Below are 14257 nucleotides of genomic sequence, written 5' to 3'. Positions count from 1 at the left end.
TGCTTATGAAAAAACCCGAATGCAAATTATGTCCTGCATTCGGGTTAACTTTTTATTTTGCCGCCTCTTCAATAATCGCAACAACGATTTCTGCTGTTTTGACAAGTTCTTCGACAGGCATTTTTTCATTTTTCGTATGAATCTCTTCGTAGCCTACTGCAAGGTTGACGGTAGGGATGCCGTGGCCTGCGATAACGTTAGCGTCGCTTCCGCCTCCGCTCGTTTGCAGCTCGCTCGGACGGCCGATTTTTGCCGCCGCTTTTTTCGCGACTTCAACAACCTGGTCTCCGTCTTGATATTTAAAGCCGGGATACATGACTTCAATCGTTACTTCCGCGCGTCCGCCCATATCAGCCGCAGCCTCTTCAAAAGCCGCTTTCATTTTTTGAACTTGCGCCTCCATTTTTTCAGGAACTAAAGACCGCGCTTCAGCTAATATATCAACTTGGTCGCAGACAATATTGGTTTGCGTGCCGCCCTCAAATCGTCCGATATTGGCTGTCGTCTCTTTATCAATCCGGCCTAACGGCATTTTGGAGATTGCTTTAGAGGCGATCGTAATGGCAGAGATGCCTTTTTCCGGTTCAACCCCGGCGTGCGCTGTTTTTCCGTAAATAGAGGCTTTCACCTTCGCCTGAGTCGGTGCGGCTACAATGATATTCCCCACTTTTCCGTCTGAGTCAAGCGCAAACCCGTATTTCGCGGTAATGAGCGAACGATCGAGCGCTTTTGCTCCTATCAAACCCGACTCTTCTCCGACTGTAATGATAAATTCAATCGTGCCGTGCTCAATATTTTCTTCCTTCAGCACTTTGATCGCTTCAAGCATCGCGGCAAGTCCGGCTTTATCGTCAGCGCCTAAAATCGTTGTGCCATCTGTTTTGACATAACCGTTTTCCACAGTCGGTTTAACGCCGTTTCCCGGAACGACGGTATCCATGTGCGAAGTAAAATAAATGGTATCCGCTTGCTTGGTTCCTTTTAATGTACAAATCAGGTTTCCTGCTCCATGTCCGGTGACAGCCGTTGTATCGTCCTCTGTCACGGTTACGCCTAAATCAGAAAATTTTTGTTTTAATACTTTGCAGATTTCAGCCTCATGTTTTGTTTCTGAGTCAATTTGGACAAGTTCTAAAAATTCTTCGAGCAGCCGTTTTTCATTCACCATTTGTAAGTCCCTCCATTTTAAAGCGGTATATTACCGTGCTTTTTTTTCGGTCTCTCTTCTGTCTTATGTGTCAGCATGTCAAAAGCTTGAATCAGCCTTTTCCTTGATTCTTCCGGCAGAATGATGTCGTCCACCATTCCATAGGCCGCTGCTTTGTAAGGGCCGGCATTTTGTTTTTTGTATTCTGCTGTTTTTTTACGCTTTGCTTTTTCCGGATCAGCCGAGGCTTTAATTTCCTTTTCGTACAGTATGGATGCCGCGCCTTCTGACCCCATGACCGCAATTTCAGCGCTCGGCCAGGCGAAAACAAGGTCTGCTCCGATCGCCTTGCTGTTCATTGCGACATAGGCGCCGCCATAAGCTTTTCTGACAATGAGTGTCACTTTCGGAACAGTTGCTTCCGCATAAGCAAACAGCAATTTCGCGCCGTGTCTGATAATTCCGCCATGCTCCTGCTGTATTCCGGGGAGAAAACCGGGGACATCTTCCACCGTTAAAAGCGGGATGTGAAAAGCGTCGCAAAAGCGGATGAACCGTGACGCTTTATCAGCAGCATCAATGGTCAGGCTGCCTGCCAAATGTTTTGGCTGGCTGGCGACGATTCCGATCGCCTTTTGGCCAAGCCTTGCAAATCCAATGACAATGTTTTTCGCAAAATACGGCTGCACCTCAAAAAATGTGTCCCGATCGGCCAGCTCCTCAATCACATGCCGAATGTCATACGGCTTTGAGCCGTCAGCGGGCACAAGTTTATTTAATAACGGTCTGGCCGTTTCTTTTTGAGCGGGCGGCGATGATTGGCGGCTGTGCGGAAAATAGGAAAGCAGCTTTCTAACCTCTGCCAGCACCTCTTCTTCCGTTTTTCCTGAAAAGTGTGCATTTCCGCTTACCGCGTTATGTATACCTGCTCCGCCCAAACTCTCCGCATCAATGTGTTCCCCGGTTACTTTTTCAATCACTTTCGGTCCTGTGATAAACATCTGGCCCGTGTTTTCGGCCATAAAAACAAAATCAGTGAGAGCCGGAGAATAGACGGCGCCCCCAGCGCACGGACCTAAAATAACTGAGATTTGCGGGATCACTCCGGAATAAAGGACGTTGCGGTAAAATATGTGACCGTATCCATCTAATGATACCACACCCTCTTGAATTCTCGCACCACCTGAGTCGTTCAATCCGATAAACGGCGCTTTGTTTTTCGCTGCCAGATCCATCACAGCGGTAATCTTTTTGGCGTGCGTTTCTCCAAGCGCCCCGCCGAAAACAGTGAAGTCATTTGCAAATAAATAAACAGGGCGGCCTTCAATCGTTCCATAACCGGTGACCACGCCGTCTCCGGGAAAAACACGCTTATGGGCAGGGTAGCGGCTTTCCATAAAGGGATTCAGCTCTATAAAGCTATCCTTATCAAGCAAACATGAAATTCGCTCTCTCGCTGTCAGCTTTCCTTTTTTTCGCTGCTGATTCTGCTTTTCCATTCCACCGCCCTCTGCCGCAAGCAGCCGCCTTTTGTGCAAATCGTTGATATGGTCATTCATGTCCATAGTCCGAATCCCCTTTCTTGCCATACTCACACAGTTCGATGAGCACACCATTTGTTTCCTTCGGAGAGATAAACGCGATCTGTTTGCCGCCCGCCCCTTTTCTTGGCTCGCGGTCTATTAATTCAATCTGCTGATTCGCCAATGCCGTAAGCTTTTCAGATAAATCGCCGCACAAAAAGGCCAGGTGGTGCAGTCCCTGACCTTTTTTCTCCAAAAATGAACCGACGGGGCTGTCCGGCGTTAACGGTTCGATCAGTTCCAGCTTTGTTTCTCCAGCCTGAAAAAATGCCGTTTTCACCTGCTGGTCTTCTATCACCTCTTGACCGATTAAGGTGAGTCCCAACACACGCTCATAAAACGCTCTTTCCTTTTCTATGGAACATACGGCAATCGCGATATGATCAAGCTTTTTCACAAAAATCCCCACTTTCAATATACTTCAGGCAGGTGATGATATGGCTTGTCCGCCAGTTCAAAACACGTTAAAATAATAGACAGCATAACTAAGGAGTGAAATTATGTCCCAAAAACTAATGAAAAGTGTCTTAATCGTGATTTTGGGAGTTTTTATCCTGTCTACAGTGCTCTCAGGAGTCATGATGTTTTTATAGTGATTAAAAAAGCAGGCGGCCTTATTGAACGGGAACATCCTGCTTTTTTGTCAGGGCTTTGTGCTCTATGGCTATATCCTCAAAAGAACGGCTGTCCTTCGTAATCAACACTTTCGTACCTAAGGGAATGCTATCGAATAAATGAATGACCTCTTGATTATGCATTCTTATACAGCCGTTTGAGACAAATTCACCGATCAATTCGTCACGGTTTGTTCCATGTATCCCATATATTCTTCCGTCAGTTCCTTCCGCGTCAAAACCGATCCACCTTGCGCCAAGCGGATTTTCAGGAGCTCCGCCTTCAATATTTTTCTTTCGGTAATAAGGATTTGCCGCCTTCACCGTAATGGAGAATTCTCCTTCAGGCGTGAGATCATCTGTTTTCCCGGTTGCTACTTGATAGATGCCTTCAACTTGGTTATCCACAATATAAGCAAGCTGATTTGACGCTTTATTAATAATGACATAAGGATCTCCAGGAAGCGGATTTTCACCCAGCGGCCAAAGCGGGGACAGCATCAGCAGGATCGAACATAAAAAAAAGCGCATAAGCTCCTCCTTTTTCATTAGGTTGACCAATGAAGGAGGAGCTCATGCGAATTATCCGAGTGATTTTTGAGGTTTTATTCCTTTAAAGTAGCTTTTAATGACCAAATATTGCTCCATTTCGCCAAGCAAATGAAATAATGCGGCCCTTGCTTCAAATTCTTCTCTTGAAACCGGCAGCGGCATTTCCTCGAATTCTTTTCTCATTTCACAAAGTCTCTTTAAAAACTTATGAGCCGTATTTCCGGGATGGATGGCTTCTCGTAAATCCTGAATAAACGCAGCGATGATTTTCCCCTGCTCCACCGTTATGGATATAGAAGTGATTTTCGGCAGCAGGCGTTCTATAATTTCAAATTGCTTTTCCCGCATTTTAAAGTAATGATAATAAAGATTTTCATGGCGTAAGATATAGTTTTGCACATCACGATATGCGAGGTTTTTCGCCTCATGTATCAACTGGTGGGTTTCAGGTATTTCTTTTCCCGTCCAGTCTTGCTCACCGGTTAACAAGTAACGTTCTATTTCAGCAAAGATAACGGCAAAGTTGTCCTCAATTTTCTTTTGGTAGGCCAAAAGCTTCCTTTCAAGACTCGGCATATACAGGTTCATTAAAAGAGCCACACCGATACCGATCGTAATTAACTGAACTTCATTCCAGACAAAACCAAACGTTATGCCTCCTGACATGTATAAGTGCAGAATGATAACTGAACTTGTGACGATGCCTTCATTGATTTTCAGCACAACAGTCGTCGGAATAAAGAGCAGCAGAAGCGCTCCGATGACAAACGGATGATAGCCGATCAGCTCGAAAAAAAGACATGAAAAGAGAATAGCCAAACAGCAGGCCGCAAAACGGGCCCAAGACGCCTGCAGTGACCGTTTTTGCGTGATTTGTATGCACAATATGGTGATGATTCCTGCTGATGCGAAGTTTTGCAAATGTAAAAGCTGAGCCAAATAGATGGCCAAAGCAGTTCCAAGTGCCGTCTTTAGGGTGCGATAACCAATTTTAAACATTGCGAACTCCATTCTTTCGTTACTTTGAAATCAAAAAAGAAGAAGATCATGCCTTCTTCTTTTTCACTTTATTTTATAATATTTTCTCCAAAAAGTCCTGCGCTCTTCTGGATTTTGGGGAAAGAAAAAATTCTTTCGGATTTCCGTCCTCCACAATCATTCCTTCATCCATAAATAACACGCGGTCTGCAACTTCTTTCGCAAAGCCCATTTCATGTGTGACGATGACCATTGTCATTCCTGTTTCGACCAGCTCTTTCATCACTTGCAGCACCTCTTTCACCATCTCAGGATCAAGCGCTGAGGTCGGCTCGTCAAACAGCATGATGTCCGGGTTCATCGCCAAGGCACGTGCGATGGCGACACGCTGTTTTTGCCCGCCTGACAAGCGGTTCGGATAGTCGTTTCTTTTATCAAACAAGCCGACTTTACGCAGAAGTTCTTCGGCTTTCTCCTGAGCCGCCTGTTTGGACTCTTTTTTCACATTCACAGGTGCATACATAATATTTTCGAGCACTGTTTTATGAGGAAACAGATGAAAATGCTGAAAAACCATCCCGATATTTTCCCGCACCTTCAGTGTATTTGTTTTCGGTTTGGTGATTTCGTTGTCTTTGATCATAATTGTGCCGCCATTTGGTTTTTCCAAAAGATTTAAACAGCGGAGGAAAGTTGATTTGCCTGATCCTGAAGGCCCGATGACCGCGACGACTTCACCTTCGCCTATTGTTGTTGAAATATTCTTTAGCACTTCGTTTTTCCCGAATGATTTTGACAGCTTTTCAATCTTAATCATTGGCTTTCAGCTTCCTTTCTATAGCCTTACCAACAAATGTTAAAATAAGGACAAGCACATAATAAATCAATCCTGCGATGATCAGCGGCTCAAGATAATTGTAAGTGGCCGCTCCTGCCTGATACGCCCGTCTCATGATATCGCCGAGGCCGATCACCGTGACAATCGCTGATTCTTTTGTCAGCGTAATTAATTCGTTGACGATCGCGGGAGAAATGTTTTTGAACGCCTGAGGCAAAAGCAAGTCCTTCATCATTTTGCTGTAAGGCACTCCGAGGGCGACTGCCGCTTCCTTTTGCCCTTTATCTATCGCGTTGATGCCCGCTCTGATGATTTCCGATACATACGCAGCGGAGTTCAGAGACAATGCTGCAACTGCCGCCCAAAATTGGTCAATTTGAAATCCGAGAAGCTGAGGAAGTCCAAAATACACAATCATCAGCTGCAGGACGAGCGGTGTCCCGCGAAATACGGAAGTATAAAAATCAGCGATCCAAATCAGCGGACGAAACGTGCTGATTTTACATAAGCTTAGCACAATTCCTAAAATAAGTCCGATGACCGCTGAAACCACTACAATTTTGAGAGTAATTCCTAAACCTTCTAATATAAAAGGAATTTGGGGGATTGTTGCCGAGAAATCCAAATTCATAGTTTTTGTCTCCTTTAAGTTCCTATTCGCTAAAAAGGCTCAACGAAAAGTTGAGCCGCCTTTTTATTTCTCGTTGCTGAACCACTTTTTCTTCAATTTATCGAGCTCGCCATTATCTTTCATTTCTTTAAGCGCTTTGTTGAACTTGTCAGTGAGGTCGCTGTCTTTTCTGAACGCAATGGCTGAACCGGCTTCCTCTGCTTTTGCATCCGGAATCGTAAAGCCTTGTAAGTCTTCGTTTGAATTGAAGTAGCCCTCTGCCACCATGTCTTCAATAATGGCTGCGTCAAAACGGCCGGATTTGATCTCTTGGACCAAATCAGAGATTCTGTTGCGGTCTTCTGTTTTAAAATCATAATCCGGAGAAAGCTTCTTACCCTTCTCTTCCTGAATTGAGCCCAGCTGAACTCCGACTGTTTTCCATTTCAGGTCGCTAAGCGAGTCGATGCCGCTGTCTTTTTTGCTGACGATCATGTGATGCGCCGTGTAATAAATATCAGAAAAGTCGACTTGTTTTTTTCGTTCAGGTGTCGGTGTCATTCCTGAAAGCACCATATCAATCTGCTTTGATTTAAGCGCTGTTATTAAACTATTAAAATCCATATCCTGCACTTCAATTTCGTAGCCTGCTTTCTTAGCAAGCGCCTTTGCCAAATCAACATCAAAGCCGACGATATTATCACCATCTTTATATTCAAACGGTTTATAATCCGCCGATGTACCCATAATTATTTTTTTCTTGCCGTCTGCTGAACCAGAACTGCTTGATCCGCAAGCTGACAGTGCAAATGTAATACAAGCAGCAACAAGCAATAAGAGCCATTTTTTCATGATTGTTTCCCCCATATCATTACTTCTTTCACATTTGAATATTTATTCGTTAATATGTATTTTAAACACTTTCTTATTTTTATGCAATACTATTTTTAAAAATTATCTTATATGCCTTTTCTATCATAGTTTATCTATTCGTTTCTACTGATAAACAGAGCGCCGAAGACTGATCAAGTATTAATATTTATTCATTATAGATGCCAAAATTATGCACAAAAAAACCCGCAGCTGACAGCGCTGACGGGTTTCTTTTCTTATACTTCCTCGCAATATTCTTCAAAGGCTTCTTGGAGTTTGTTGACAACAGCCATTGGTTCATGGCCTTCAATTTCATGACGTTCTACCATTTTTTGAATTTTGCCGTCTTTTAAAATCGCAAAAGAAGGTGAAGATGGCGGATAGCCTTCAAAATATTCTCTTGCTTTTGCTGTAGCCTCTTTATCTTGTCCGGCAAAAACAGTGACAAGTTGGTCAGGTCTCTTATCATAATGGACGGAATGATAAGCGGCCGGTCTTGCGATTCCGCCGGCACATCCGCATACGGAGTTTACCATCACAAGCGTCGTTCCTTTTTTGGCAAGCGCTTCGTCTACTTCTTCAGCCGTTTTCAGTTCTGTATATCCGGCCGCAGTGATTTCCTGTCTGGCCTGACGCACTACATCGTTCATAAACAAATTAAAATCCATATTCAATGAAGACCTCTCCTTTTTCATCATCTGTTCTTATGATAGCAAGGAAATCACCATATCGGCAAATAACATTGCTTATTTCGAATACTTTTTTAAGCGGAAGCCTGGTATCATTAGTTTATCCTTAGATAAAAACGGGAAAAATATGATAAGGAAGGAGCATTTGTATGAGTTATCAAAAAGCTTTATTAATCTATAACGGGAATGCAGGCAAAAAAAATACAGAAAAAACGCTTGGCTCCGTCGTCCCTATTTTATCTCAATCTATAGATGAATTAATCATCAAGCCGACGAGGAGAAAAGATGATGCCTACCAATTTTGCAAAACGTTAGATGATACGATCGACATATTATTTGTTCTCGGCGGAGACGGCACTGTCCATGAATGTATAAACGGAATTGCGGCGCTCGATAAAAAACCTGCAGTAGGGATTTTGCCCGGAGGCACGTGCAATGATTTTTCGAGAGAACTCGGCATCCCCCAAAACCTTCAAAAGGCAGCAGAAGCGCTTGTGTCAGGGAAAAAAATCAGCGTTGATGTGTGTAAAATGAATGACCGCTTCTTTTTGAATTTTTGGGGAATCGGTCTTATTACAGAAACATCAAATAATATAAATGAAACAGAAAAAGCGCTTTTTGGGAAGATCAGCTATTTTACAAGCGCATTGCGGACGGTGTCATCAGCACAGCCCTTCCCTGTAAAACTGAACATTGACGGAGAAGAGCGGGAGGATGAAGCTGTTATGCTGCTGGTGATGAACGGACAATATATCGGCACAAACCGTATTCCGCTTCCAGACGCCAGCATCACTGACGGTTTAGCCGATATCCTCATTTGCCGCAGCACAAACCTTACCGCTTTACGCGAACTGATGAATATGGAACAGGGCACTTTTGAGAATTTTGCCGGAGAGCTGTCTTACATTCAGGCATCGAAGGTAAAGATTGAAACCGAAAGTGAGATGAAGGTTGATACAGATGGTGAGGTGTATACCCATACACCCGGCGTCATTGAAGTGCTCAAGCAGCATATTGAAATGCTGATTCCGCAAGAAGAAACTGAAGCGTAAGCTATTTCACCTGAGCTTTGCGGGCTTGGGTTTTTTGTTTGGATCGATATAGGCAAGTTCCCAATTCCCTGCTCCTTTCATAATATAAAGCAGAACGTATCATGAAAGGAGTTTTTTCATGTTTCCTTATTATTACTATGATCCTTATGCGTATGATTCTTATGGGTACGATCCGTATCGGCAGCCGACTTTACCAGCACCTCCCGGATTTGGCGGACAGGGGCAGGGCCAGCAAGGACAGTTCGGACAGCCGCCATCTGGGCCTCCTCCCAGTTATGTTCCGCAGCAATCAACATATGCAATAGACCCCGGCGGAATCAGAGGCTGCTTATACCGTTTCACTTACATCCGCTTAGAAAACGGCAGAAGATTTTGGTTTTATCCGGTGTTTGTCGGCCGCCGCTCCATCGCGGGCTACCGCTGGAGACCGCGCCAATATAGATGGCAATACTTTGGAATAGACCTTGATGAAGTCTCTTCTTTCAGCTGCCACTAAAGACGAAATGCACTCACTGGCTGAGTGCATTTTTTTATCCATTAAAAAATCTCCTTTTGCCTTGGCAAAAGGAGACCAACTTTCTTAATAAACCGATGTCTTTTCGTCAATGGTTTCTAGTATTTGCTTCACTCGTCCGAGGAATCGGCCGCAAACGAGTCCATCAAGCACTCTATGGTCCAGAGACAGACACAGATTGACCATATCTCTGACCGCAATCATACCATGCTCCATGACAACCGGGCGTTTGACGATGGATTCTACTTGAAGAATCGCAGCCTGCGGGTGGTTGATAATGCCCATGGATTGGACAGAACCGAATGACCCCGTATTGTTGACGGTAAATGTTCCTCCCTGCATGTCGTCTGCTGTGAGTTTGCCGACTTTCACTTTTTTCGCAAGGTCAGATATCTCTCTCGCAATTCCTTTGATTGTCTTCTCGTCGGCATGCTTAATGACAGGGACAAATAACGAATCCTCTGTAGCGACTGCTATTGAGATATTGATATCTTTTTTCTGAATGATCTTGTCACCCGCCCACATGCTGTTCATCTGCGGGAATTCTTTTAACGCTTGAGCGACCGCTTTTACGAAAAAGGCGAAAAAGGTCAGATTGAAGCCTTCTTTTTGCTTAAATGCGTCCTTGATGCTGTTTCGGTATGACACCATACTTGTGACATCCACTTCCATCATTGTCCAAGCATGCGGAATTTCAGTTTTGCTTCTTTGCATATTAGAAGCAATCGCTTTTCTGACACCTGTAACCGGGATTTCTATATCTCCTGCTGCAGACGCCGGCTGCGACGGCTGCTTTTTTTCTGCCTGCTGCGGTGCCGCTTCAGCTGTTTGAGGCTCTGGCGTGTTTGTTTGCTGCTGCACGCCGGAGTCCACGATACGCTGAATATCTTTTCTCGTGATTCTGCCGCCCGCGCCTGTTCCAGTGACTTGTTCCAAATTGATGCCGTGCTCTCCGGCAAGGCGAAGAACGGCAGGTGAGTAACGTTTTTTACTTGATTGGTTATTAGCCGCAGGGCTGTCAGCCGCTTCGGTTTCTTTAGGTGCTGAGTCTTCCTGCTTTTCAGGTGTTTCTTCTGCATTTAGCGTTTCTTCTGTTTCTATCTTGCAGATCACTTCACCGATTTGCAGCGTCTGCCCTTCTTCCCCCACCAGCTCTGTGATTGTGCCGGTAAAAGAGGATGGGACCTCTGCATTTACTTTATCTGTCATGACTTCCGCAATCGGGTCGTATTTATTCACTTTATCTCCGGAAGAAACAAGCCACTTGCTGATTGTTCCCTCCGTCACGCTTTCACCGAGCTGCGGCATTGTCATTTGTTGTATCGCCATGATCATGACCTCCTTATCCTTACGTCTGTTTAAAACTCCGCCAATTCACGCATTGCCGCTTCTACTTTATCCGGGTTCATCATAAAGTATTTTTCCATTGTCGGGGCATACGGCATGGCCGGAACGTCCGGGCCCGCAAGCCGTTTGATCGGCGCATCCAAGTCAAACAGGCAGTTCTCGGAAATAATCGCTGCCACTTCGCTCATGATGCTGCCCTCTTTGTTATCTTCCGTAACCAAAAGGACCTTCCCCGTTTTTGACGCGGCTTCAATAATCGCTTGTTTATCCAATGGGTAAACGGTTCGCAAGTCCACGACATGTGCGGATATGCCATCCTTCTCGAGACGCTCTGCAGCCTGTAAAGCAAAATGCACGCACAAACCGTAGGTGATAACCGTGATATCGTCACCTTCGCGTTTTACATCGGCCTTGCCAATCGGCAATGTATAATCCTCCGCAGGAACCTCTCCCTTTATAAGACGGTACGCCCGCTTATGTTCGAAAAACAGCACGGGATCTTCATCACGAATGGCAGCTTTTAAAAGGCCCTTCACATCATACGGAGTGGAAGGCATAACGATTTTAAGCCCAGGCTGGTTCGCAAAAACGGCTTCTACCGACTGAGAGTGATAAAGCGCGCCATGCACACCGCCTCCGTAAGGGGCTCTGATGACGATGGGACAATTCCAATCGTTGTTTGTGCGATAACGGATTTTAGCCGCTTCAGAAATAATTTGGTTGACCGCCGGCATGATAAAATCGGCAAACTGCATTTCTGCGATCGGGCGCATGCCATACATGGCAGCTCCGATCCCTACGCCGGCGATGGCTGACTCAGCAAGCGGCGTATCCATCACACGCTCACTGCCAAATTGGTCGTACAGGCCGGCCGTAGCTTTGAACACGCCGCCTTTTTTTCCTACGTCTTCACCGAGCACGAAGACCTTTGAATCTCTTTCCATTTCTTCTTTCATTGCCAAATTGACGGCATCTATATAAGACATTACAGGCATTTTAATTCCCCCTTACTCCGCATAAACGTTATCGAGCGTGGACTCTGGAGCTGCGTAAGGCGCTTTCTCCGCTTCGTCTGTCGCTTGATTAACGATCGTCATGATTTCTTCAAGCATTTTTGTCTCCATTTCTTCTGTGAGCAGCCCAGTTTCTTGTAAATAGGCTTGGTAATTGAGAAGCGGATCATTTTTTCGTGCTTCTGTGACTTCTTCCTTGGTTCTGTAGCTCATGTCATCGTCGTCGCTGGAATGGGGTGTGAGGCGGTCAGAGACGGTTTCGATCAGCGTCGGTCCTTCCCCTCTGCGAGCCCGCTCTCTTGCTTCTTTTACAGCTTGATACACAGTCAGCGGATCATTGCCGTCTACCGTGACTCCCGGCATGCCGTATCCGATGGCGCGATCTGAAATCTTCTCGCACGCAACCTGTTTATTATACGGAACAGAAATGGCATATTTATTGTTTTCACACATAAAGATCACCGGCAGCTTATGGACCGCTGCGAAGTTGGCCCCTTCATGAAAATCGCCTTGGTTGGAAGATCCTTCTCCAAATGTGACGAAAGCGGTGATGTCTTTTTTCTCCATGCGTCCTGCAAGAGCGATACCGACCGCATGCGGGACCTGCGTTGTAACCGGTGAAGAACCGGTTACAATCCGATTTTTCTTCTGTCCGAAGTGACCCGGCATTTGCCGCCCGGCGGAATTCGGATCAGCCTCTTTGGCAAATCCGGACATCATTAAATCCGTGGCTGTCATACCAAATGTTAAGACGACTCCCAAATCTCTGTAATACGGTAAAATATAATCGTTGTCTCTATCAAGCGCAAATGCCGCTCCGACCTGAGCCGCTTCCTGTCCTTGGCATGAAATGACAAACGGAATTTTCCCCGAGCGGTTTAACAGCCACATTCTTTCGTCAATCTTTCTTGCTAACAGCATGGTTCTATATATATCAATGGCTTCATTATCTGAAAGTCCTAATGCTGTGTGCCGATTTTTACTCATTCAAGTTGCCTCCTTTAAAAATGAATGGCTTTGCCGTCTGCAGCGAGAGCAGCTTCTCCGATCGCTTCCGAAAGCGATGGATGCGGGTGAATCGTATGGCCGATTTCCCACGGAGAGGCGTCAAGCACCTTGGCGAGCCCAGCTTCAGAAATCATATCAGTCACATGCGGACCGATCATATGTACCCCGAGAATATCATCGGTATCAGCGTCGGCGACGATTTTGACGAACCCGTCAGTTTCTCCGTGAACCAGGGCCTTGCCTATCGCCATAAACGGAAACTTCCCTATTTTGGTCTGATAACCGTTCTGTTTTGCTTCTTCCTCTGTCAGTCCTACACTTGCAGCTTCCGGGTTTGAATAGATGCACTTTGGCACAAATGCAGGATTAAGCGGAAGCGGCTCTAATCCAGCGATATGCTCGGCGGCGATGATACCTTCACGGGATGCGACATGGGCAAGCTGAAGCCCTCCGATTACATCACCGATCGCATAGATATGTGATTCTTTTGTTTGATACGTATCGTTGACGGAAATGACTCCGTTTTCTGTCACGATGTCGGTATTTTCAAGGCCGATTCCCTCGACGTTCGCCTGTCTGCCGACGGATATAAGCATTTTTTCAGCGCTGTATGTTACGGTTTCGCCGTCTTTTTCCGCTTGGATACTGACTCCGTCTGTTTTTGTAAAGGAATCAGTCAGCACTTTCGAACCTGTTACAATCTCAATTCCTTTTTTCGCAAGCAGGTTTTGCATTTCTTTGGAAATATCTTTGTCCTCTGTCGGCAATATTCGATCAGCATATTCGATAACAGTCACCTTCACTCCAAAATCGTGAAGCATTGATGCCCATTCGATGCCGATGACGCCGCCGCCGACAATAATGATAGATTCCGGAAGCTCTTTCAATTGAAGCGCTTCGTCAGAGGTCAGAATATACTTTCCGTCCGCTTCCAGCCCAGGAAGCATCCTCGGCCTTGAGCCCGTTGCGATAATGACATGTTTCGGGATGAGCATATCATTGTCTTCACCGTTGTTCCGCTCCACAGAAATCGTTCCCGGCATCGGCGAGAAGATGGAAGGGCCCAGAATACGCCCGTACCCTTCGTATACATCTATTTTCCCTTTTTTCATGAGATGTTGGACGCCGCTTGCCAGCTTATCTACAATCTCTTGCTTGCGGTGCTGCACCTTTTCAAAATTAAGAGAAACATCCGATGTTTCAACCCCAAATTGAGCCGCTTCGCGGGACGTTTTGTAAACCTCTGCGCTTCTTAACAGGGCTTTACTCGGTATGCAGCCTTTATGAAGGCATGTTCCGCCGAGTTTTTCCTTTTCCACCACGGCTGTTTTCAAGCCAAGCTGCGCCGCTCTGATCGCGGCAACATAACCGCCTGTTCCGCCTCCGAGAATGACTACATCATACTCTGTCGCCATGTGACACACTCCTTTTTTTTAAAA

General features: G+C 45.5%; 16 protein-coding genes. 3 read left to right on the top strand and 13 right to left on the bottom strand.

Annotation, left to right across the window (positions count from 1 at the left end):
* Nucleotides 1–52: 52 nt before the first annotated feature.
* The 3 genes from AXI57_RS10535 to mce are packed head-to-tail and all read right to left on the bottom strand — an operon-like array spanning nt 53 to nt 3127.
* Nucleotides 53–1168 (bottom strand): M20/M25/M40 family metallo-hydrolase, encoded by a 1116-nt coding sequence (locus AXI57_RS10535; protein WP_061572882.1) that lies wholly within the window; start codon nt 1166–1168, stop codon nt 53–55.
* Between the two features lie 17 nt (nt 1169–1185).
* Nucleotides 1186–2712, bottom strand: a complete 1527-nt coding sequence (locus AXI57_RS10530) for an acyl-CoA carboxylase subunit beta (RefSeq protein WP_061670036.1) — start codon at nt 2710–2712, stop codon at nt 1186–1188.
* Nucleotides 2699–3127: a methylmalonyl-CoA epimerase gene (gene mce / locus AXI57_RS10525; RefSeq protein WP_061670035.1), complete on the bottom strand. Its 429-nt coding sequence runs from the start codon at nt 3125–3127 to the stop codon at nt 2699–2701. The genes AXI57_RS10530 and mce overlap by 14 nt, the downstream gene beginning before the upstream one ends.
* 103 nt (nt 3128–3230) lie before the next feature.
* Here mce and prli42 point away from each other — a divergent pair, with 103 nt between their 5' ends.
* A complete protein-coding gene (gene prli42, locus AXI57_RS21345; protein WP_149917137.1) occupies nt 3231–3323 on the top strand; it encodes a stressosome-associated protein Prli42 in 93 nt (30 codons plus the stop codon).
* Between the two features lie 21 nt (nt 3324–3344).
* On the opposite strand, the gene AXI57_RS10520 is transcribed toward prli42, so the two are convergent.
* From AXI57_RS10520 to brxB, 6 genes are all read right to left on the bottom strand, one after another.
* Nucleotides 3345–3875 (bottom strand): L,D-transpeptidase, encoded by a 531-nt coding sequence (locus AXI57_RS10520; protein ID WP_003325515.1) that lies wholly within the window; start codon nt 3873–3875, stop codon nt 3345–3347.
* 51 nt (nt 3876–3926) lie between these two features.
* Nucleotides 3927–4895 (bottom strand): aromatic acid exporter family protein, encoded by a 969-nt coding sequence (locus tag AXI57_RS10515; RefSeq protein WP_061670034.1) that lies wholly within the window; start codon nt 4893–4895, stop codon nt 3927–3929.
* Between the two features lie 73 nt (nt 4896–4968).
* Entirely contained in the window at nt 4969–5691 is a 723-nt protein-coding gene (gene artR, locus AXI57_RS10510) for an arginine ABC transporter ATP-binding protein ArtM (RefSeq protein ID WP_061670033.1), read from the bottom strand.
* Nucleotides 5684–6343 (bottom strand): arginine ABC transporter permease ArtQ, encoded by a 660-nt coding sequence (gene artQ / locus AXI57_RS10505; RefSeq protein WP_003325511.1) that lies wholly within the window; start codon nt 6341–6343, stop codon nt 5684–5686. Before artQ ends, artR begins: the two co-directional genes overlap by 8 nt.
* A gap of 63 nt (nt 6344–6406) precedes the next feature.
* On the bottom strand, nt 6407–7174 hold the full coding sequence (locus AXI57_RS10500; RefSeq protein ID WP_061670032.1) for an arginine ABC transporter substrate-binding protein ArtP: 768 nt from the start codon (nt 7172–7174) through the stop codon (nt 6407–6409).
* A gap of 257 nt (nt 7175–7431) precedes the next feature.
* The gene (gene brxB / locus AXI57_RS10495; RefSeq protein ID WP_003325509.1) at nt 7432–7869 is read right to left on the bottom strand and encodes a bacilliredoxin BrxB; all 438 of its coding nucleotides are present in this window, start codon (nt 7867–7869) and stop codon (nt 7432–7434) included.
* Nucleotides 7870–8033: 164 nt separating this feature from the next.
* Between brxB and AXI57_RS10490 the strand changes: the two genes are divergently transcribed.
* Nucleotides 8034–8936 (top strand): YegS/Rv2252/BmrU family lipid kinase, encoded by a 903-nt coding sequence (locus tag AXI57_RS10490; RefSeq protein ID WP_003325508.1) that lies wholly within the window; start codon nt 8034–8036, stop codon nt 8934–8936.
* Nucleotides 8937–9054: 118 nt separating this feature from the next.
* Nucleotides 9055–9432 (top strand): hypothetical protein, encoded by a 378-nt coding sequence (locus AXI57_RS10485; protein ID WP_003325507.1) that lies wholly within the window; start codon nt 9055–9057, stop codon nt 9430–9432.
* Nucleotides 9433–9516: 84 nt separating this feature from the next.
* Here AXI57_RS10485 and AXI57_RS10480 read toward each other — a convergent pair whose 3' ends face one another.
* From AXI57_RS10480 to lpdA, 4 genes are read right to left on the bottom strand one after another with little or no spacing between them, the layout of a single operon-like run.
* The gene (locus AXI57_RS10480; RefSeq protein ID WP_061670031.1) at nt 9517–10779 is read right to left on the bottom strand and encodes a dihydrolipoamide acetyltransferase family protein; all 1263 of its coding nucleotides are present in this window, start codon (nt 10777–10779) and stop codon (nt 9517–9519) included.
* A 29-nt stretch (nt 10780–10808) separates the two neighbouring features.
* Entirely contained in the window at nt 10809–11792 is a 984-nt protein-coding gene (bfmBAB, locus tag AXI57_RS10475; protein ID WP_061670030.1) for a 3-methyl-2-oxobutanoate dehydrogenase subunit beta, read from the bottom strand.
* A gap of 12 nt (nt 11793–11804) precedes the next feature.
* A complete protein-coding gene (locus tag AXI57_RS10470) occupies nt 11805–12797 on the bottom strand; it encodes a thiamine pyrophosphate-dependent dehydrogenase E1 component subunit alpha (protein WP_003325504.1) in 993 nt (330 codons plus the stop codon).
* A 14-nt stretch (nt 12798–12811) separates the two neighbouring features.
* On the bottom strand, nt 12812–14233 hold the full coding sequence (lpdA, locus tag AXI57_RS10465) for a dihydrolipoyl dehydrogenase (protein ID WP_061670029.1): 1422 nt from the start codon (nt 14231–14233) through the stop codon (nt 12812–12814).
* Nucleotides 14234–14257 lie beyond the last annotated feature (24 nt).

This window comes from Bacillus atrophaeus, assembly GCF_001584335.1.
In the GTDB taxonomy this organism is placed as follows: Bacteria; Bacillota; Bacilli; order Bacillales; family Bacillaceae; genus Bacillus; species Bacillus atrophaeus.
This window is presented reverse-complemented; position numbering and strand designations above follow the sequence as displayed.

Coding starts and splice junctions, on each gene's coding strand:
- AXI57_RS10535 (WP_061572882.1), bottom strand. CDS start 1,168: ATGGTGAATGAAAAACGGCTGCTCGAAGAATTTTTAGAACTTGTCCAA.
- AXI57_RS10530 (WP_061670036.1), bottom strand. CDS start 2,712: ATGGACATGAATGACCATATCAACGATTTGCACAAAAGGCGGCTGCTT.
- prli42 (WP_149917137.1), top strand. CDS start 3,231: ATGTCCCAAAAACTAATGAAAAGTGTCTTAATCGTGATTTTGGGAGTT.
- AXI57_RS10520 (WP_003325515.1), bottom strand. CDS start 3,875: ATGCGCTTTTTTTTATGTTCGATCCTGCTGATGCTGTCCCCGCTTTGG.
- AXI57_RS10515 (WP_061670034.1), bottom strand. CDS start 4,895: ATGTTTAAAATTGGTTATCGCACCCTAAAGACGGCACTTGGAACTGCT.
- artR (WP_061670033.1), bottom strand. CDS start 5,691: ATGATTAAGATTGAAAAGCTGTCAAAATCATTCGGGAAAAACGAAGTG.
- artQ (WP_003325511.1), bottom strand. CDS start 6,343: ATGAATTTGGATTTCTCGGCAACAATCCCCCAAATTCCTTTTATATTA.
- AXI57_RS10500 (WP_061670032.1), bottom strand. CDS start 7,174: ATGAAAAAATGGCTCTTATTGCTTGTTGCTGCTTGTATTACATTTGCA.
- AXI57_RS10490 (WP_003325508.1), top strand. CDS start 8,034: ATGAGTTATCAAAAAGCTTTATTAATCTATAACGGGAATGCAGGCAAA.
- AXI57_RS10485 (WP_003325507.1), top strand. CDS start 9,055: ATGTTTCCTTATTATTACTATGATCCTTATGCGTATGATTCTTATGGG.
- AXI57_RS10480 (WP_061670031.1), bottom strand. CDS start 10,779: ATGGCGATACAACAAATGACAATGCCGCAGCTCGGTGAAAGCGTGACG.
- bfmBAB (WP_061670030.1), bottom strand. CDS start 11,792: ATGCCTGTAATGTCTTATATAGATGCCGTCAATTTGGCAATGAAAGAA.
- AXI57_RS10470 (WP_003325504.1), bottom strand. CDS start 12,797: ATGAGTAAAAATCGGCACACAGCATTAGGACTTTCAGATAATGAAGCC.
- lpdA (WP_061670029.1), bottom strand. CDS start 14,233: ATGGCGACAGAGTATGATGTAGTCATTCTCGGAGGCGGAACAGGCGGT.